General features: G+C 31.6%; 16 protein-coding genes and 4 pseudogenes. 5 read left to right on the forward strand and 15 right to left on the reverse strand.

What is annotated here, in order from left to right; all coding sequences use genetic code 11:
* Positions 1 to 61: 61 nt before the first annotated feature.
* Positions 62 to 358, forward strand: a complete 297-nt coding sequence (locus BAQ46_RS31010; RefSeq protein WP_050552160.1) for a hypothetical protein — start codon at positions 62 to 64, stop codon at positions 356 to 358.
* A 22-nt stretch (positions 359 to 380) separates the two neighbouring features.
* On the opposite strand, the gene BAQ46_RS04660 is transcribed toward BAQ46_RS31010, so the two are convergent.
* Positions 381 to 581 (reverse strand): hypothetical protein, encoded by a 201-nt coding sequence (locus BAQ46_RS04660; RefSeq protein ID WP_000279690.1) that lies wholly within the window; start codon positions 579 to 581, stop codon positions 381 to 383.
* Between the two features lie 212 nt (positions 582 to 793).
* Between BAQ46_RS04660 and BAQ46_RS04665 the strand changes: the two genes are divergently transcribed.
* A complete protein-coding gene (locus tag BAQ46_RS04665; RefSeq protein ID WP_001175997.1) occupies positions 794 to 1237 on the forward strand; it encodes a cysteine dioxygenase in 444 nt (147 codons plus the stop codon).
* Positions 1238 to 1255: 18 nt separating this feature from the next.
* Positions 1256 to 2686, forward strand: coding sequence for a 4-hydroxyphenylacetate 3-hydroxylase family protein (locus BAQ46_RS04670; protein ID WP_071741690.1), 1431 nt, complete (start codon positions 1256 to 1258; stop codon positions 2684 to 2686).
* Between the two features lie 127 nt (positions 2687 to 2813).
* Here BAQ46_RS04670 and BAQ46_RS04675 read toward each other — a convergent pair.
* Positions 2814 to 3093, reverse strand: a pseudogene (locus BAQ46_RS04675) (carboxypeptidase regulatory-like domain-containing protein).
* 69 nt (positions 3094 to 3162) lie between these two features.
* Entirely contained in the window at positions 3163 to 4539 is a 1377-nt protein-coding gene (locus BAQ46_RS04680; protein ID WP_061130296.1) for an aminotransferase-like domain-containing protein, read from the reverse strand.
* A 187-nt stretch (positions 4540 to 4726) separates the two neighbouring features.
* On the opposite strand from BAQ46_RS04680, the gene BAQ46_RS04685 reads away from it, so the two are divergent.
* Complete coding sequence (locus tag BAQ46_RS04685; protein WP_071741691.1) at positions 4727 to 6418, forward strand: M3 family oligoendopeptidase; 1692 nt, start codon at positions 4727 to 4729, stop codon at positions 6416 to 6418.
* A 14-nt stretch (positions 6419 to 6432) separates the two neighbouring features.
* Here BAQ46_RS04685 and BAQ46_RS04690 read toward each other — a convergent pair.
* From BAQ46_RS04690 to BAQ46_RS04705, 5 genes and pseudogenes are all read right to left on the reverse strand, one after another.
* Positions 6433 to 7203 (reverse strand): annotated as a pseudogene (locus BAQ46_RS04690) (AraC family transcriptional regulator); the annotation flags it as partial.
* A pseudogene (locus BAQ46_RS29345) lies at positions 7199 to 7474 on the reverse strand (aminoglycoside phosphotransferase); the annotation flags it as partial. The pseudogenes BAQ46_RS29345 and BAQ46_RS04690, both read right to left, overlap by 5 nt.
* Positions 7475 to 7591: 117 nt before the next feature.
* Positions 7592 to 8386, reverse strand: a complete 795-nt coding sequence (locus tag BAQ46_RS04695) for a VOC family protein (RefSeq protein ID WP_000627958.1) — start codon at positions 8384 to 8386, stop codon at positions 7592 to 7594.
* 286 nt (positions 8387 to 8672) lie between these two features.
* Positions 8673 to 9425: a class I SAM-dependent methyltransferase gene (locus tag BAQ46_RS04700; protein ID WP_071741692.1), complete on the reverse strand. Its 753-nt coding sequence runs from the start codon at positions 9423 to 9425 to the stop codon at positions 8673 to 8675.
* Complete coding sequence (locus tag BAQ46_RS04705; protein ID WP_048557845.1) at positions 9422 to 10351, reverse strand: serine/threonine protein kinase; 930 nt, start codon at positions 10349 to 10351, stop codon at positions 9422 to 9424. Before BAQ46_RS04705 ends, BAQ46_RS04700 begins: the two co-directional genes overlap by 4 nt.
* 422 nt (positions 10352 to 10773) lie before the next feature.
* Here BAQ46_RS04705 and BAQ46_RS04710 point away from each other — a divergent pair, with 422 nt between their 5' ends.
* Positions 10774 to 12000 (forward strand): MFS transporter, encoded by a 1227-nt coding sequence (locus BAQ46_RS04710; RefSeq protein ID WP_071741693.1) that lies wholly within the window; start codon positions 10774 to 10776, stop codon positions 11998 to 12000.
* A 91-nt stretch (positions 12001 to 12091) separates the two neighbouring features.
* On the opposite strand, the gene BAQ46_RS04715 is transcribed toward BAQ46_RS04710, so the two are convergent.
* From BAQ46_RS04715 to BAQ46_RS04745, 7 genes and pseudogenes are all read right to left on the reverse strand, one after another.
* Complete coding sequence (locus tag BAQ46_RS04715) at positions 12092 to 12901, reverse strand: MerR family transcriptional regulator (protein ID WP_000472643.1); 810 nt, start codon at positions 12899 to 12901, stop codon at positions 12092 to 12094.
* A gap of 115 nt (positions 12902 to 13016) precedes the next feature.
* A complete protein-coding gene (locus tag BAQ46_RS04720) occupies positions 13017 to 14468 on the reverse strand; it encodes a serine hydrolase domain-containing protein (protein ID WP_000751423.1) in 1452 nt (483 codons plus the stop codon).
* A complete protein-coding gene (locus BAQ46_RS04725; protein ID WP_002080533.1) occupies positions 14468 to 14980 on the reverse strand; it encodes a hypothetical protein in 513 nt (170 codons plus the stop codon). Before BAQ46_RS04725 ends, BAQ46_RS04720 begins: the two co-directional genes overlap by 1 nt.
* Positions 14977 to 15318 (reverse strand): PadR family transcriptional regulator, encoded by a 342-nt coding sequence (locus tag BAQ46_RS04730; protein ID WP_001997521.1) that lies wholly within the window; start codon positions 15316 to 15318, stop codon positions 14977 to 14979. The genes BAQ46_RS04725 and BAQ46_RS04730 overlap by 4 nt, the downstream gene beginning before the upstream one ends.
* A gap of 186 nt (positions 15319 to 15504) precedes the next feature.
* Positions 15505 to 15981 (reverse strand): SRPBCC family protein, encoded by a 477-nt coding sequence (locus tag BAQ46_RS04735; protein WP_071741694.1) that lies wholly within the window; start codon positions 15979 to 15981, stop codon positions 15505 to 15507.
* 267 nt (positions 15982 to 16248) lie between these two features.
* Positions 16249 to 16629, reverse strand: a pseudogene (locus tag BAQ46_RS04740) (class I SAM-dependent methyltransferase); the annotation flags it as partial.
* 20 nt (positions 16630 to 16649) lie between these two features.
* The gene (locus tag BAQ46_RS04745; protein ID WP_071741695.1) at positions 16650 to 19325 is read right to left on the reverse strand and encodes a M4 family metallopeptidase; all 2676 of its coding nucleotides are present in this window, start codon (positions 19323 to 19325) and stop codon (positions 16650 to 16652) included.
* Positions 19326 to 19394 lie beyond the last annotated feature (69 nt).

The raw sequence follows: 19394 nt of genomic DNA on the forward strand, positions 1-19394 counted from the left end.
TGTATAATAGATTCATCAAAAATTTAAGCTATAACGTTGGCTAGCACCCAACAGTGATAACATGATAATTGAATTTGATGGATATGGTATAAATGAGTATGTAGCTGGACAATGCGTTTCAATTACGAAATTAAAAAGGATGTATTTGAATGTAAAACATGAGGGGATTTCTAACGGTGGTGTCATCGATTTGTTTTGTGTTCGACATAATTATGACCGTATTCCCTGCTCTTTTTGTAAAGACTTTATAAGTGAGATTGTAATCAATCTAGATACCGACTATATTTATTTACCTAATTCTATAAGCCTATCTTTGTCCTTTGCCTTTGTTTACCGTACATTTCTGCCCAGCACCTAATAAACAATTAGCCCTACATTAACTATTCTGACAACATTTTAAGAAAAGTTGTTGCCGCCCAAATGAAATACGCAAGTTGCGTCATGATATACATCGTAATTTCAAAACCTGTAAGCTTTCTTTCCCTTTTGATTTTCTTTAAATATCTATAAAAACAAAATGAACATAGAAGTAATAAAACAATAGACATTTGAAATAGATTTTCCACTAAAAGAACTGCCATTTATTTCATCACCTTTCCAATAAAAAAGTATATAGTTCAAGCATATCATGTTAATGGAAGTAATTACCTTAATTTTTAAATTAAATAATCTTCCTAAGTAAAAGAAGTCACTTTTTTTTAATGTTTCAATACAATATTATGTAATTCACTACGCTCTATATAATATTAGATTACTTTTTCTTTTAATGTACATGCTTAGGAGGAAGTTTTACATGCAATTGATTCATAACATAAAAAAAGCGTTTCATAACTTATGTGACTATGATACGGCAAATCTAATATCCGCTATTCAATCATTAAATATTACACTTCATAAAATATCTCCTTTTATTACTTCACCACTTAACCTTGAATACGGAAGAAATGTTATCTATAAGTCTGAATTTGTGGAGATTTTAGTATTAAATTTCCCTAGAAAAGCAAAGACTCTTATTCATGATCACGGAATATCTATAGGATGTATATTAATAGTCAATGGTACGCTACAAAATATTACGTACGAAAAAAATAGAGAATGGATTGAAGAGTTTACAGAGGGAAATATTTTCACCGTAAAAAAAGATACTGTGCATAAAATGTATAATGCTACAGATTCAACAGCAATAACATTCCATGTATATTCACCACCATTAAAAGATGTACAAATATATGAGTAGTCTTTAAAAGGAGGAAATATGCAAAATTTAAAGGATCACTATATAAAGAGCTTACAAGATGGTCGAAATGTTTGGCTCTATGGAAAAAAAGTAGATGTAACTACAGACAACAATTTTTCGGGGACACTATGTACCATTTCTAATTTATTTTCGTTATTTGATGATCCCAAACAGAGAGATTCTATTGGATATGTGAGCCCAAAAACGAAAGACTTTGTTCATAAATCATTTTTAGTTCCGAATTCCTATAATGAATTATTAATGAGAAGAACTGCATTTGAAACATGGGGTTATGCTACAGACGGTGTAATGAGTAGACTATCTGATTACGCAAGATCGAGACTTACTGGCTGGTACGTATCAAGAGATTTTTATAAAAAGTTCGATGCACAGTTTCCAGATAAAATCGCATCTTATTACGAAAAAGCTAGGGATAATCACTTGTTTTTAAGTGTAGTCCAACGTGATCCGCAAATAAATCGCTCAACAGAATCAATGTTAAATGCAAATGACTTAGGGTTGCTAAGAGTTACAAAGGAAACTTCTGATGGAATTTATTTAAGTGGTGCGAAAATGATAGGAACTGCTTCTCCTTATTCAAATGATTTATTAATTTACCCATTAACAAAACTGACTGACGCTCAAAAAGATTTAGCTCACTTTCTTATCGTGGCAGCCAATTCTCCAGGATTACATATGGTTTGTAGAGAACCATATGCAAATACAACTTCAAGCATAGTTGATTCCCCTATTAGCTCACAGTATGATGAAATGGATGCACTATTAATCTTCGATAATGTATTTGTCCCTTGGGAACGTGTTTTACTTTATAACAATCCAGAAGCAATTTGGGCTATAAAATCAGATACAGCTTCTAGTAGTTTAGCTTATCATCAAGCTATAGTACGATTACTAATAAAGCTAGAATTTATAACTGCGATTGCTTTTGAAATTGCTGAAGCAATTGGAGCTCACACTTATTTGCATGTTCAAGAAAAACTTGGAGAATTAATTATGCAAATCGAAACAATTCGCGCACTTTTAATTGCTGCGGAAGTTGAAGGTACTACAAATGAAACAAAAACTTATTTACCAAACTTTAAATATATCGAAACTGCAAGGAATCTTGGTTCTAAATATTATCCCCGCGCAATAGAAATTTTACAATTAATTGGAGCAGGTGGCTTCATTCAACTTCCTTCAAGCTCGATTGATTTCCAGAGTCCAATAGCTGATTTATTAAAAAAGCACTTTAAAGGAACAAATATAGATGCCGAACAACGCACAAAATTATTTAAGTTAGCCTGGGATATTATTGGAAGCCCATTAGGATCAAGACACGAATTATACGAAAGATTTTACGCGGGAGATCCAATACGAAATACAGCTACACAATATGTAAATTATGATAAAAATCACTTTAAAAAGATGCTAAGTAAATATTTATGATGAAAAAGAGCACCCTTTGCTAAGAGTGCTCTTAAAAAATATATAATTATCCAGTTACATATATAGTTGCTCCGACCACAACTGCTACTTTTTCCGTAATGGTTTCATCTTATTCACCTTTATGTTTCTAATTAAGCTTTATAACTTTTGGTATATGCTTCCTATCATATTTCCTCGTATAGATTTCTCCATCTGGAGTAACGAATTGTAAAACAATCTCACCACATACCCCATCTAGTATTTCAAATTCACCTTCTGCATTTGAAATACTGCGTTCCTTACCTTTAATAGAATCTTCATAAATTTTCACATTAAATATAGGTTCGTTATTTTGACCTATGATAATACCTCTTGAATACTTACCAACGACAATGCATTTCTTTTTTATAATAATTAGTCACAACTATAGCTCAAATTATTACAACGGTACACACAAACAAGAGAATTATTTTACGCCTCACAACAAACCTCCTTATTCATTTTATTCTTTTTTTAAATTGAAAATTTAGACGTTCCACTTGTTTGATTTCCTCCACTACTTTACGAATTCCTTCCTCAATCCTATCTTCCTTTACATTCGATACGTTTAACTTTAATAGTCTTTGTTTCGGAAAACCTCTCACATAATTTTTATCAATCGAATCAATACTGATTTGTATTTCACTTAGTCTTTGTATCAACATGTCCGAAATACTTGTTTTATGTACTTCTAAACAAGTATGGATTCCAATTGTATTTTGCTTTTTATATGTGAATAGAAGCGGGTTTTCACTATGCATCCTTTCTAATGCTTCTGCTAGTTTTTTAGATCTATTATTATAGGAAGATTGAATTTTATTTTTATGGCGTTCGAACATGCCACTCTTTATATAAATTTCTAAAGCAGCTTGGGATATCATTGGGCTATCGATATCTAAAATCTTTTTATATGTATGGAAAGCACTCGAAATAATCGGTGGAATAACTGCTACACCAACTCGTAAACCTGGAAAAATAATTTTCGAATAACTCTTTAAATATATGACATGATTACCATGATCCAGGCTATATAATGGATCGGCTTTTGAATCTGTTTCTAAATCTGCTAAATAATCATCTTCCACTATAAATACATTATATTTCTTAGCCAATAACACGATCTTTTCTTTCTCGTCTTTAGAATAAGAAGTTCCAAGCGGATGATGATATCTTGGTATTGTATAAAAGAATTTTATTTTACCTGTTCGAAAAATACGTTCCAATTCATTTAAGTCAATACCTTCATTCGTACGCTTAATACCAATTACTGGAACTTTATTTATTTCTAGATATTCTATATATAAATGATACGTTGGCTGTTCAACTAATATTGTTTCATTTTCATTTGGAAATGAGATAGAAGTTAATATTGCAAGTGCCTGTTGCACGCCTGACGTTATAAAAATATTGTCTTCTTTCGTGAACACTTGATAATTTGCCAACTGTTTTTGAATGACTGGAATTAAAGATGGTAAGCCTTTCGGTGTTCCGTATACGAACAAATCATTTTTATAAGTATCAATAGCCTTATTAATGCAATGCTGAAAATCTAAATATGGGAAAACATCTGGATCTGGTGCTGAAGAAGCGAAATCAATTATCTCTTTATTTTCTATAGTACTCCCAGATTTCTTAACAACGTAGTATCCACTTTGAGGGACAGAATATATAATGTGACGCTTTTCTAATTCATGAAGCGCACGTATAACTGTTGCCTTATTACATTCATATTGCGCAACGAGTGACCGTATTGATGGTAATTTCTGTCCTTCTTTTATCTCTCCATGTTGAATCATTTTTTCTATATCATTTAAAATATGTAAATACTTATACATTCTTTCACTCCCTTATAGAAGTATTTAAAAGGTCCCTCATTCTCACAGTCATTATAAAGTAAAAAGAAATACATCCTTTCTATCATTTTTAATTTTAACATTATTTCACATTTCCTCCTCTTAACAAGGAAATTACAATTAATAAATAGAATATCTTCATGAACAAATAAAAAGTGAGGGATATGTCATGCAGCGTTTAAATACGATTGATATTAGTAACGTTCTAGAATTAGAAAATACTCTTTCTACTTTATTGAATGAAATGATTTCTTCAAAGCTAGACCTAGAAAACTGGTTAAAAGAGCAGTCAAAAGTGATTTGGGAAATCGAAGAACAATTAAGAGCACATTATATCGCCTTTCAATGTAATACGGATGATGAAAAAATAAAGGATACTTTTGAACATGATCAACAATTTGTAAAGCCACTTTTAAAACGGTACCAAAATTTATTGGATAATAAATATTTAGAGTCACCTTTTCGAATGGAATTAGATTCTAACGTATATGGTTTGTTGGATGCAAAAATAAAAAATGCTCAAAAGTTATTTTGTGAGGAAAATATTGAATTAGAAGTAAAGGAAGACAAATTAGTCACAGAGTACTTTGAAATCACTGGAGGATTAATTGGAATTTGGGACGGAGAAGAAAAAACGATAACAGAATTACAATCCTATTTACAAGATTCGAATCGTGACATCCGTAAAAAGGCCAAAACCATTATTTCTGAACAATTTTTATCTGTTGAAAAAGAACTCCAAAACATATTAAATCAATTAATTGAAATTCGCCATCAAAAAGCAAAAAATATTCAACTAGAGAATTATCGCGATTATATGTTCAAAAAATACGAGCGTTTTGATTATTCAGCGAAAGATTGCTATGAACTAGCTGAATCCATACGTAAGTATGTTGTGCCTCTTAAAGATAAAATATTACTAGAGAAAAAAGAGAAACTGCAAGTGGATACGCTTCGCCCGTGGGATGTATCAGCTGTAACTCCAGATCAAAAAGTACTTAAACCAATTGCAAATGAAAATGATTTAATTGAAAAGAGCACTCATATCTTTAACAAACTAGATCTTGAATTTTCAACACTATTAAACCGAATGTATAAACACGATTGTCTTGATTTAACAAGCCGCAAAGGAAAAGCATCTGGAGGCTTTTGTGAGTACTTACCAGCTTCACAATTATCATTTATTTTTATGAACTTAAATTATACACAAGATGATATTATCACTTTTATACATGAAATGGGTCATAGTATTCATAACGAACTTATAAAACCATTAAAATTACGACAGTATATAGAAATTCCAGCTGAAACAGCTGAACTAGCTAGTATGACAATGGAGTTATTCTCGCTTAATTATTGGGATACCTTCTATACAGACAAAAAAGATTTAAAACAAGCAAAAATTAACTTCTTTAAAGATGTTATTTCATATTTACCTATTATGCTTATTGTCGATCAATTTCAACACTGGCTGTATGAAAATCCAAGTCATACTTCTGAAGAAAGAAATGAAAAATACTTACAACTTCAAAAACATTATCAGTCTAGCGTCATACATATTGATGGCTACGAAAACTGGATAGCAACGAGTTGGTTACCTGTACTCCATATCTTTGAAGTACCATTTTATTATATTGAATATGCGATCGCCCAACTTGGTGCATTACAAATGTATAAACAATATAAAGAGGATCCCAAGCAAGCACTTGAAAATTATAAAAAGGCCTTATCATTAGGTAGCTCTAAATCTTTAACAGAAGTATATGAAGCTGCTGGAATTCGTTTTGATTTTTCTAGCGAAACAATTAAGGAACTAATGGCATTTGTAGAAAAAGAATTAGAATTACTTGAGCAATTATAAGAAGAAAGCTGCACCTATATTTTTGGTGTAGCTTTCTTCTTTATTTTATTAATCACCTCTATATACTGAGAATCACCATATCCGATTGTTGGAAATAGTTGAAACAACTTTGTTAATAATTTTTGAGTTGATAAATCTTTATTTTTAGAGATAAATTTCATTACAGCATTATCTTCTTTTAGCATTTTTAAATATAGATCTATAGCCTGATACATTACAGGTGGTACCTTATAGAAAGTCTTTTTATGATTTACTAATACTTCATTGTATACCGAAGAATAATTTCCTAATTCAAGTTCAATTTGATTTACTTTAAATTCATCTTCTCTGAAGCTATTTAAGTATACCTTCCCCTCATAACGAGACTGTTCAAGGTATGAAAGTATTGTAAGTAAGTTCATTTGACAAAACATATCTTCACCAAACCATAAAACAATACATTTATACTCTTTCGTAAAAAGTTTCTTTAATGGATCTATAACCTTTTTTGTGTAACTTTCTACTGAACTGTTATGTCCTGCTGCCCTTGTCTTAATAAATTCTTTATCAAAAACTAGTGTAGTAACTTGGTTTACACACATCGCTTCATTAAATGGTGCGTAATCAGAATCACCCATTAGCTTTTCATTTTTAAATTCTTCATACATCATTTGACCATTCAATATGTTTAATACATCTTTATCAAACAGCTCGCTCTTCGCATTTCGTAATTGCTCAACCTCTATTTTTCTAGAAATATTCATATTAAACTCTCCTTCCTTATTTATATTGAGTTTAACATATGTAATGCTCTGCTTTATTTAAATTATTAAGCAGGAGATTACCAATACTATCCCCTTTTATGTATTCCATAATAATTGCCTGTCTATTTTGTATCTTTATCACTTCAAATACGTTTGGAACTGGCAGCCCGCATGAATAAGCATATTTTTGTTTTTTTGCTTCATTCATAGACTCTGTATCTGGAAGATATTCTTTAAATAATTTCACAATCTTATTATCATATAGATAAATTTCCGCTGTATTCCCTTTTGCAATTGGATTACCTAAAACCACTTCATTTCTCCCCTTAACATAAATTAGAATAACATCTTATACTTCTCTTTACATTCACTATAACCCTAGCTAAAACCTTCTTCACGACTATACAAAAAAACTTACCACTTTCCATCCTTAAATAGAAAGCGGTAAGTTTAATTTACTTGGAATATCAGCATGGAGATTTGGTGTATGCAAGATCGTAAATGAATATCCTTGCTGAATAAATGATACTTCATTATGTTTACATTCATATGGAACACTATTTTTCTTCAAGTTATTTTGTATGCGTTGTAAAAATGCTTGATCTGGTGTTCCAAAAGAAACATGTACTTTCGGTGGTAAAGCTTTCATCGCAATCGGAATCCATGGTCGCTGCCACCAAGTTGCGACAATGTATGCAGTGCCACCTATAACAAAGTTAAAAATATCCCCATCTTCCATCGTTTTCATATCTAGATTTGATTTTAACCATTTCGTAAATACAGGTACACTTTTAACGGGAAGACCGATTTCCCTTACATATAAAACGTTTAATGGTGAATGCGGTATTAATACATCTTCTTTAACATAACTATGTGCAATAATTTCGAGAAGATTTCCATCTCCGTCTTTAAAGTATAAATTGAATAGATTATTCTCCTCACCAATTATATTTCCATCTTTCCATTTCACAATGAGTAACCCAGACTTTTCAAGCCATTTTGCTGTTTCATGAAATTTTGAATATGAAATTTCAAAGGCGAAGTGCGCAGGTGCAATTGGCTCATACACTTCTTGAAAACTAATTGTTGTATATGGTGTTACTTCAAATTGAATGTAGGATGCTGTTTCTTTTTTTATTGGAAAAGATAATACGTCCCTATAAACTTGTTTTACCCCTTCTATGGAAACAGTTTGTAGTTTTATATCAGAAATATGTGTAATCATTTTACGTCCCCCTATTTCATACTATCTATTCGTATTGTATTACAATTATAAATAGATAAAATCAAACGGAAGGATGGATTTTTCATATAAAAACTACAACTTTAGTATGAATATGTTAGCTTCTTTCATTGCTAGTACAGTAACATTTCAACACCATTATCCTCCATATTTCATTTTTTTGATTAACACTTTACTTATTTTTATTTTTTCAAGTTTCCCCTGCATTGTTCCTATATAAAAAAGCTGCCTTTCCTTAAACGAAAAGCTGCTTTTACAATAAAATACATTAAGATTTTACAGCAATAATCATAAATCTTTTTGAATTCGTACGAATCCCTTTTTCAGAACTATTAACATCAATGAAACTTTGTAAAATAGTAAAATCTTCTGCCTCTTCTCCAAAATTAGGAATAATAGGCGTATGTTTTAATAAGAAAATAAGATCTTCAGGCGTTCTGTAATAATCAGTCACATCATATTCACGTACTTGCACGAGTTCAAATCCTGCACTAATAAGTTCACTCATATACTTTTCTTTTAATATGCCATCTCTTTCACCTAAGCATTGTCCTCGCCCAAATGCTTCCTTAAGATTTAATTTATCATGTTCGCTTACTTGTTGTGTTAAGAAAAAAGCACCTTGTTTCATTACTTTTGCTAACTCAGATGCTATAAACGGTGCGTGACAACTAGAAGCGATATCAAAATGGGCAGGCGGAAACGTTAACGCTTCAGAATTCATTTGAAAAAACTCAACATTTTGTACACCTGATTTTTTAAAATTGGAATGTGCCGTTTCAATCATGCCGTTAGAATTATCAATTCCAATTAACAGTTTAGCTGAAGATGCTATATTAAGTACATTTTCTCCTCCACCTGTACCAACATCAAGTAGGGTGTCTGAAAGTTTACATCTTTCTTTCACTTCCCCGTAAAAGTCCCATGAATCTCCTACAGTTTCACATTTTATTTTACTAAAATCCCATCCATTTACTCTTCCTACTTTATCATAAAAGTTTTTGTACTCTAATTCGTTCATTTTGTATTTTCCCCTCTATTAACGCTTATGCTATTGATTCTTTGTGAAAAAGATCCACCAATTTCCCCTATATATGCCAGCCAATCTTCATAAAACGCTTGAACAGTGCGATATCTTTTATTTTTTTCTTTATGTAGAGCTTTTTTACACATATTATATAATTCTAGTGTGCTCTCCCATTTCTCATAGCTTTTATCATTTTTCCCGCCAATAAAAGCAAAAGCAATTCCGGCTAACACATACACATTCGTTTCGCTTGTAATTTGTGCATGCAGTTCATATTCTTCAGGTGCTTTGAAACGACCTGCTCCCCAAAAATCCTCCCCAACTTTATTGAATACAGGTTTTTTTTGAAAGAAATCAATATCACAGATCGTAAGTTTTGATTGCTCAAAATTATATAAAATACTACCGTCATAAAAATCAACCATGACATATCCTAATGACTCCACATAGGCTGCAAACTCAAAAATTTGTGTCAATATGTTAAGTCTCTCCGTCACTGATAATTGTCTTAGCTTAACAAAAGGCGAATTTGGTGCATGGTGCTTTTCAAACGGTGTAAAGTCCCAATGATTGTGCATGCATTCCCCATCAATCCAATGAAACCTTAAACAAAATCCGTTTTGCATTTGAATAGGATTAATATATGGAACTAGTAAAGGATGTTGAATTTGTTCATACACTTCTTTTGCCTTCATTAATCGTTGGATCGCGTCCTCTATCTTGCCTTTGTATTCTAAATTGCGTGCACCTGCATACTTCAAAAAATAACGTTTTCCATTTTCAATAATACCAAAGCTAATATTTCCTGAATCTTGCTGATCAAACACAGTAAACACTTCTACATCCTTTAACCAATCAAAATTATGCTCCTCAGCCAATGTTAATGGGTATTGATTTTTTCCAATTTTAATATTTATCATGTGCTGCTCCTAGCTTTGAGCGAACGTAGTTGATAGAGGTATGATACGCATACTCAATTTATTTTTACCTCATGCTTGATTTTCTTCTGTTTGTTCATAAAACATCACTCCTTTCAAATAACCGCCCTTAATTACTTTCTATTATATATTATAAAATACAAATTATAAGGAAAATATATTCCATATGCACAAATAGTTTACATAACATTTTTATGGTTTATTTATGTGTGTAATCTACATCTCTCCCCAACCACACATACTATTTAAAACAGTACAGACTGCTTTTACATTCTTCATTTTTATTTCCTCCTTAAAATACATGTAAAAAGTAGGATTAACCAAAAAATTAAAGAATTCTATATATGACAAGTATTGGACGAATTATTTTCAAATTTCTCTATAATAAAGGTGGTATAAACAGTGTGAAACTTACGCAAGAACGTAGCCTTACCGTAAAGACAACTTTTACTAAAGAATACAAGATTTTTATTTTGGGTTTACTCATTTCACGAATTGGGGATTCACTATATACTTTTGCGTTACCTTGGATTGCCTATCAATTAACCGGTTCAGCTGTAATTATGAGTTCTTTATTTGCTATTAACGTATTGCCAATCGTTTTATTTGGCCCTTTAGTTGGTGTAATAATTGATCGTTATGATCGAAAAAAGTTACTTTTGGTAGCGGATATTACTAATATTATTTTAGTAAGTCTTGTTCCAATACTACATTCATTACATCTATTACAAATCTGGCATTTATACATAATTACTTTTATGTTAGCAGTTATGTCCATGCTTTTTGATGTAACAACTGTTACAGTCATTCCGCAAATTGCTGGAGCATCCTTAACGAAGGCCAATTCTTTCTATCAAATGGTTAATCAATTGGCTAGTTTATTTGGTCCAATGATAGCTGGGGTTTTCATTTCTTTTATTGGCGGCTTTCAGATGCTTTGGATTAATGTTCTTTCATTTATTGCAACATTAATTGCTGTGATATTATTACCGTCTATGAAAACCGTAAACAAGAAATGCCAAGATAAAAATACACTTCAAAATGTACTAGCTGATTTGGTTAATGGATGTAAATGGCTCAAAAATGACCGTTTAAATTTAGCTTTATCTTTTCAAGCTATGATTGGAAACTTTGGAGCAAGTGCGGTTTTAGGTGTGTTCATGTATTATTTACTATCCACATTGCAACTTACGCCGGAACAAAGTGGCTTTAATTATTCACTAATTGGAATAGGCGGGCTCTTAGGAAGCTTGATTGCAGTTCCTTTAGAAAAGAGATTGCAACGCGGTCTTCTAATTCCATTACTCCTATTTGTTGGAGTAATTGGTTTAACTTTTGCGCTTTGGAGTAGATATTGGCTTGCTCCCGGAATTGCTTTCGGTATTGCAATGACTTGCAATATTGCATGGAATACAATTGTAGCCACCGTTCGCCAGGAAACAGTTCCATCAAATATGCAAGGGAGAGTTTTAGGGTTTTCACGTGTACTTACACGATTAGCTATGCCACTTGGAGCGTTAGTAGGAGGTATTATTTCAGCTTATAATCCTGTCTTTGTATTTGCTTTAGCTGCTTTTACTAAATTAATTGAAGTCTTTATTGCTTTATATAGTCCGATACGAAAACTATAATAGAAGGAAAGATAACTATGATTGGTTAATTGCAATTACGGATAAGTTTATAAAGAAAAAAGGCATATTATAATGCCTTTTTTCTTTACAATCATTTAACTGGATAACAAACTTCTGTAACCCATTTATTAGCATCCGATTCCATCGCTGGGCTCACATGATAAATATTAAACATTGGACCTGCTAATTCGTAACCCTCTGTCTCAATCCATTTTGCCGCAGCTTCATTTACAGCTGTCATCTGTTCATAACTTCCATTAACTGTTATAGAAGCTACATTAGCTGATTCCACATTTTTAAATGTAACGTCTTTTGTATTTTCGTGCTTCCCTAGAATACTTAGCTGTATTTCTATATCTACATCATTTTCTTTGTATTCACGATCATGGAAAACCGCAATACTATAACTCGGATGGTCAATACTAATATTCTCCATTTGAATTTCTTGCATTAATATACTCCATAAATCACCTTCGCAATTATACGATGGAATAATCTTTCTAACACTAGCTACAGTTCTTTCTGGAATTTCTTTTATTGAAACATGATAATTCATCTCAACAACATCCTCTCTCATCGTTTTCATTGAGTCTTCGAGGAGACGTAATTGTTTTTGGAGGTTATACATGTCTTCTTTAATTTGAACACTACGATTTAAAAATTGCTCTTTTATGCTATCTATATTATCGCATTCTATTATTTCTTTAATAGTTGCAATATTAAATCCCATATCTTTTAATGTTTGAATTTGATTTACTTTCTTTAGCTGTGCTGCTGCATAGTATCGATAACCACTTTGTTCATCGACTTTTACTGGTTGTAATAATTCCACTTTATCGTAGTGTCTCAACATACGTATACTAATGGAAGATAGTTTTGAAAAGTCTCCTATTTTAAACATGATTTCCTCCTATAAATTACATCTACTTCGAAGCTCAATTTTATCTTAAACAATGACATTGTGTGAGAGTCAACCGTTTATAACACTTGAATTATATTTCTTTAATTATTTCCCCTTATACTTTTTTCCTTCTTAAGGCTATACGAATTGATATTAGTCCGTTCACAGCTAATAAAGTTACAATAATACTTGTAACTAAAGCTACGTCTGGCGCAAATATTTTAATCGTCCGCCATGGTGAACTTGTACTATAAGTAAGTAGTGGGATGAATGTAATAGATAATAGTAGCGATAGACCCCCTATAGATAACCAAATTACCTTTTTTACAGTTTTCATATGTTTATACTTTTTAATTAACATAATTGATATTACGAAAAGTATGAGTGTAACTATCAACATAATAATTTGTGTTAATGGTATATTTTTAGGGATATCAACCGGTTCTTCTCCATTCAAAATACTAATAATCCCCTTTTTCAATTCTGATAGTGCGGTTTCTTCTAATACATGATTTTTATTTGTTAAAATCACACCACTCCAGCCACTTTTATTTAAAGTAAATATTTCTGCACGAGCATCGGGCGTTGATCCTGAATGCCAAATCATCGTTTCGCTTTCATTTATATTTGTTGTTCTTAATCCAAAACCATAACTTTTTTCTGAATTTGTTTGATAAAGTGGTGAAAGATAAAGATTCATGTTTTCTTGCTTTAAAAATTGAGGATTTTCTTGGCGATTCAAAAACATAATGAATTGAATCATATCTTCCAAATTCGCGGTAATATAACCATATGGTGCCCCGGCATTATCATAGGACACTACACTTTTTCTTGGTATGCCAAACCACGACTGATAACCTGTTAAATAGCCTTTTTCATATGCAATTTCTTTACTTGCTGCCGCGCCATTCATATTTAACGGCTGAAAAATATACTTTTCCATATATGATGAATATATTTCATTTGTGACTTCTTCAATAAGTGCGCCTAACACAATATAATTTGCATTACTATATTGATATTTTTCACCTGGTGGAGCAGTTACTTTTACATTTAAAAGCTCCATTACATTTTCTTTTAATGCTGTAGAACTTTTGGATTGCTTATCTGATAATGCTAAGCCTTCATATGTGTTGATTCCGCTTGTATGAGTTAGTAGATGTTGGATTGTTATAGTTGAGGATATTTGAGAATCTTTTAGTTTAAACCAAGGGAGATATCGTTGAACTGGATCTTCTAATTTTATTTTTTTATCTTCTATTAATTTCACTATAGCTAAAGCTGTTAAAGATTTACTTATTGAGCCGATTGCAAATGGAGTTTTACTAGTTACCTTTTTTTCAGATTCTCCAGTAACCCCCATCGTTTTTGTGAAGAATACTTCTTTATTATGTACAATTGCAACAGAAGCTCCTGGAATATTCTGTTCATTTATAAATTCTTCAATATACTTATCTAAAGTAGCTTTAATATTTTGCTGAGCATACACTTTTGGATGAACGATACATAATACTAATACATTACAAAGAATACATATTTGGAATAATTTATAGATAGTTTTCTTCATTATACTTTAGATAGCTTTCTTTTTTTATAATTTACTAAACTAATAAATACTACTACAGAGATTGTAAAACTACTCATTATTAATAATGAGTTCCACCATTGATTCTCTGATATACGATATAAAATATTATAATCAAATATAGCTTTACTATTAGTTTGGTTAAATGATTCAGTTAAAAATATTGAAAATGTAGTTTGCGAGATGAGGTAAGTAATAAATGCGATGAATATGCCACGTAAGACAAATGTGTTGTATTTTCCTTTTTCATTTTGAAGTTGTTTCATTTTAACTTGTAAATCAATTTCATTTATTTCTAAAAAATCTTGAACAAATAATTGGGGGGTACCTAAATCATCTATACTATCTTCACCATGTTCACGACATTCTTGAATATGTTCTAATATTTGTCGCTTTATATTTTCCCTTTCTTCTAAACTAATATCGTATTGCTTTAATTCCTTTAGTACGTCTGTTAAAAATTGCTTTTCTTTACCTATCAATCTATTCCTCATTTCAGAAGGTCTCCTTTCAAACCGCTTTTTAATAATGTTTGAATATCCGATTGCAATTCTAACCACTCATTAATTTTCTTCTCAAGACGTATTTTACCGTTTTCATTAATTTCATAATAAATTCTAACTTTACCACTGTCTGTTACTTCTTGATAAGTATTAACCCAATCTTGATTTTTTAACTTAGTTAAAATTGGATAAATACTTCCTACTCCTTTCAATTTTAAATTGTGTACTTCTAGCTCTTTCATAATCTCATAACCATAACTTTTCTTTTTTGACAAAATAGATAATACACACATTTCTAAATGCCCTTTAATTAAACTCGTTCTATCCATAGGATAAATTTAACAGAAATATATACTTCATTCAAGTATATATTTCTGTTAAATGCAAAAAAACAGACAATAAAACAAAAAGATTAACAAACAACAATACCACTCATCAACCATTTTTAATCTTAACAATTATTTTTACAATATAATAATTACATAATTAATATAACTTTTAACGTTATTACCCTCTTACTTCAAGAACCTTACCTTATCTTTATATATTTCAAACCATTGTTGCCATTTATCTTTAGAAAATTCTTTTTCTTCTCCTTCTAGAACGGCAGAAAAAAGATCTAAACAAATATGCCAACCAGCTATATCTTTCGGTGTATGATCAGTTAATTCGTGAATATATTCTTGGAGAAGTAAAAGGGTTCCATTATCCTCTTTATGTATTTCAAATCGGACCCGATCTTTATCCCAAGTAAATTCAAGCACTGAGTTTTGTTGACACTCTATAATATCAATATTTATAAATGAACCATCCATCATGTCGAACTTTATTACACCATTTGTTTTAAGGCTTTCAATCTGCAAATTGGACATCCATTTTTTTAACTTACTATTTTCTGTTAAAACTGACCAAACTTCTTCTATCGAATATGAAAAATGACGTTCAAATTTTACAATATATCCATTAGTTAGTTTCCCGATTTCAGCTATCATATTGATTGCCCCTATATAGAATGTATGTTCTTAATTTATTTTACACGAATATAAATATAAAATAAATCTTTATATAAACGAAGTAGTAATTAAAAGTTAAACGTGATGAGAAAAACTTTAATCTTTTCTAAATCAATTTAAATAATCTTGAAAAATAAATATCATTTATGCACGTTTCTTCCCAAAATATAGACTTACGCTCAAATAAAAAGAGCCGCATTTGCGACTCATAAATTTATAGAATTACTCCTGTTTTTGTTGAATGATTTACCGCTTAATCGCATCAACAATTAACGATGGAAAACCAAGTTTATCACCTTTATTTCTAGAATCATACCTTTTCGAACGGAAAATAACACCGTCGTTTGCATCCCATTCATTATAATAAAACTGACCATTTTCATCACAATATTCAAGTAAAACTACCTCAAATCCAGCAGTTTCAAACATTTTCGTTAGTGTTTTATAGGTATGGACAATTTTATGACTTGCTGCTGGGTGATCTTTTGGGCCAGGTCCACCTATTTGAACTATCTTTTGGTACGCCTCATCTCGGAAAAATGCATCAGGAACACCGCACCGAATATGGCCCTCTTGCTTTAAAAATTCATAGCAAATTTCAGCAGCTCTTACACCTTCTTCAAACGAATAAGCTGTACTATCTACTTTTATATTTTTCTAAATTTGCGAACTAAAGTGAACACTATACCTGCAAAAACCATCCATAAGCCCATTGTTGTACTATTAGTTGTACTGCCCCCCGTGTTTGGAAGCTCTTTATATGTAGATTCTTTTTTATCAGAATTACTGTTGTTTTGGATATTACCGTTATTACTGTTATTAGTACTACCTTTAGCTTTGCTAGCGTCTGTATCCTTCACTAATACTTTTTGTATGGCATGTACCTTATTACCTACAGAATCTGTGACACTATATATTATTTCAAAAGTACCAACTTTAGTGGTATCTCCAATATCTTTATATACTACTTTAGAAGTAAGATCACCATCTTCTTTATCCGTAGCTGATACACCTACCATTGGATTGAATTCATCTCCCTTAGTAATTGTAGTTGTAGAAGGTACTTTTAGTATTGGTATGTCATTCTTAACTTCTTCTCTACCTGTGACTGTTACAGTTTGTTTCGCAATTTCTTCATGGCCTTTAGAATTTGTAACTGTATACGTTACTATGTAAGTACCGACTTTAGAGGTATCTACTTCCCCCTCAACTTTTACTTTAGAAGTAAGATCGCCGTCTTCTTTATCAATAGCTTTTACTTTTGCCATCGGATCGAATGATTCTCCTACAGTAATTGTCGTTGCAATAGGAACTGTTAATGTAGGTTTTAGATCTGATGTTTCTCCATCCCTCTCTACAATTACGGTCTGTGTTACCGTTGCTTTCCCACCTTGAGAATCAACGACAGAGTAATCCACAATGTATTTGCCTGGTTTAGAAGTGTCTACATCACCTTTATGTTCTACTCGATTTGTTAAATCACCATCTTCTTTATCAATAGCTTTTATATTGCTCATTGGGTCAAACTTATCACCGACACGTAGTGTAATTGTTGGCGGTACTGTTAGCTCTGGGACTTGGTTTGCCTCAGTTTTTTCGTTTTCTTTCACTGTTCCTTTAATTTTTGCTGCATCAAAAGCTTTTTGGACCGTTTCAACCTCAATGGAATTTGCCCCATATTTATTTGTTGCAACTTTAAGACACGCTAATCTTAATTCAGAGAAATTAGAAGTCATGTTCAATTCATCAGTATTTGCATAATAGAAAATATCAAACATTTTATCTTCACCAATACCATTTACAGTTACACCGTTATGAGTGCCACCTTGTGCAATTAAATACGCGACTTTATTAATAATACTTGAGTTGAAATGAACGCCCTCATTATCCTCTCCGTTTAAATCACTGTATTTGCTATAATCATCTGGATACGGTACTCCATTAAAAAATTTGACTGAAGATGGATTTTTCATATTACGGAGAACTGATCCACTTTGTTCTCCTATTGTCCAATTAAATTCCCCATTATTTATATATTTCTCAATAGCCGTTCCCATAATATCAGATAACGCCTCATTAATTGCTCCAGATTCTCCAAAAAATTCAAGATTAGATTCACTAGATGTAACCGCATGTGTAAATTCGTGACCCGCTATGTCAAACGATCTAACCATTGGATCACCATATATAAGCATACTAACATTGTTAATATTAGCGCTAAATGCATTCCCCCAATTTTTAGGATCACTTGTTTCTCCAGAATCCCATGCATGTACAACTGAAACTACTTTTTTCCCTTTATTATCAAAACTATTACGCTTATATTTGTCTTTATAAAAATCATATACGTTTGTCGCTAAGAAATGAGCACTTACCGCTTTTGGGTCATTAAATGTTGTTGATGTGCTAGTTGTTAATATACCAGGATAATATTTTTCTTCAAAAGTAATATCTCTATAATTTACATCATACGTCTCAATTCCTTGCCCTCTTGTATAATCAGCAAGCGCATATTTCCCGTTACTTTGTTCAGAAATACCGAATGTACGAGTTATTCCTAAATCATCTTTTCCAGTCCCGGTTAATGATTTAAAATTACTTTTTTTACTCTCCTGAATAGCTTCAACACGCTCTTCATTTACTTTTAAATCTGACTCTTGCACCATATTTTTCAACATATCACCACTATGAGCATCCACTAAATAAGTTCCAGATACATAGTTTGGTGTGGCAGCTGCAAATGTAACTTGATATGCATTTGTAGCTTGCCCACGATTTTCATCAACAAAAATAACTTCCTTAACTTCTGCCTCAGAAATAAATTGAATATCATTTCCGTACTTCGTATAAATATATTGTTTTGCTTCTTCTTTTGATAAATTAATAGGATTCTTTAAATCTTCTTTTTCTAAGTTTTGTGCACTTTCCCCTGAAACACTTTTAATAATACCCTTTTTATCTACATGAGCAGTCAATTGGTGTCCGTATACTTCTTTACCTTCATATATTTGTTGCATACGAACAAGTGTAGTCCCATCATATGAACCACGTTTTTGAAGAACCTTGTAATCTACCCCTTTGTCTCCACTAACTTGTTTTGGAGACAAAGCATGTTCCGTCTTTTCCTTAAGTGCATCTTTCACTACGTTCTCTGGCGTTTTTTGTGATGGTTTTGTAAGTTCACCTGTACGGAACGAATCCTCTTGAATATCAACTTGCATTTGATCCGTTTCCTCCGCATAACCTTGCTCGTATGGTACTATGCTTGTCAAAGCTAATCCTGTTGTTAATGCAACTATAGCTATTTCTTTTTTATTTTTCATGTTATTTCCCTCTTATGATTTCCTAAAATATGAAATTACTAAAATTTATACAATCTATTTCTAATGTAA

The sequence above is a fragment of the Bacillus paranthracis genome (assembly GCF_001883995.1).
Taxonomy (GTDB): domain Bacteria; phylum Bacillota; class Bacilli; order Bacillales; family Bacillaceae_G; genus Bacillus_A; species Bacillus_A paranthracis.

Bases quoted from the DNA above. Each gene is read 5' to 3' on its own strand.
- BAQ46_RS31010 (WP_050552160.1), top strand. From the start codon at position 62: ATGATAATTGAATTTGATGGATATGGTATAAATGAGTATGTAGCTGGA.
- BAQ46_RS04660 (WP_000279690.1), bottom strand. From the start codon at position 581: ATGGCAGTTCTTTTAGTGGAAAATCTATTTCAAATGTCTATTGTTTTA.
- BAQ46_RS04665 (WP_001175997.1), top strand. From the start codon at position 794: ATGCAATTGATTCATAACATAAAAAAAGCGTTTCATAACTTATGTGAC.
- BAQ46_RS04670 (WP_071741690.1), top strand. From the start codon at position 1,256: ATGCAAAATTTAAAGGATCACTATATAAAGAGCTTACAAGATGGTCGA.
- BAQ46_RS04680 (WP_061130296.1), bottom strand. From the start codon at position 4,539: ATGTATAAGTATTTACATATTTTAAATGATATAGAAAAAATGATTCAA.
- BAQ46_RS04685 (WP_071741691.1), top strand. From the start codon at position 4,727: ATGCAGCGTTTAAATACGATTGATATTAGTAACGTTCTAGAATTAGAA.
- BAQ46_RS04695 (WP_000627958.1), bottom strand. From the start codon at position 8,386: ATGATTACACATATTTCTGATATAAAACTACAAACTGTTTCCATAGAA.
- BAQ46_RS04700 (WP_071741692.1), bottom strand. From the start codon at position 9,425: ATGAACGAATTAGAGTACAAAAACTTTTATGATAAAGTAGGAAGAGTA.
- BAQ46_RS04705 (WP_048557845.1), bottom strand. From the start codon at position 10,351: ATGATAAATATTAAAATTGGAAAAAATCAATACCCATTAACATTGGCT.
- BAQ46_RS04715 (WP_000472643.1), bottom strand. From the start codon at position 12,901: ATGTTTAAAATAGGAGACTTTTCAAAACTATCTTCCATTAGTATACGT.
- BAQ46_RS04720 (WP_000751423.1), bottom strand. From the start codon at position 14,468: ATGAAGAAAACTATCTATAAATTATTCCAAATATGTATTCTTTGTAAT.
- BAQ46_RS04725 (WP_002080533.1), bottom strand. From the start codon at position 14,980: ATGAGGAATAGATTGATAGGTAAAGAAAAGCAATTTTTAACAGACGTA.
- BAQ46_RS04730 (WP_001997521.1), bottom strand. From the start codon at position 15,318: ATGGATAGAACGAGTTTAATTAAAGGGCATTTAGAAATGTGTGTATTA.
- BAQ46_RS04735 (WP_071741694.1), bottom strand. From the start codon at position 15,981: ATGATAGCTGAAATCGGGAAACTAACTAATGGATATATTGTAAAATTT.
- BAQ46_RS04745 (WP_071741695.1), bottom strand. From the start codon at position 19,325: ATGAAAAATAAAAAAGAAATAGCTATAGTTGCATTAACAACAGGATTA.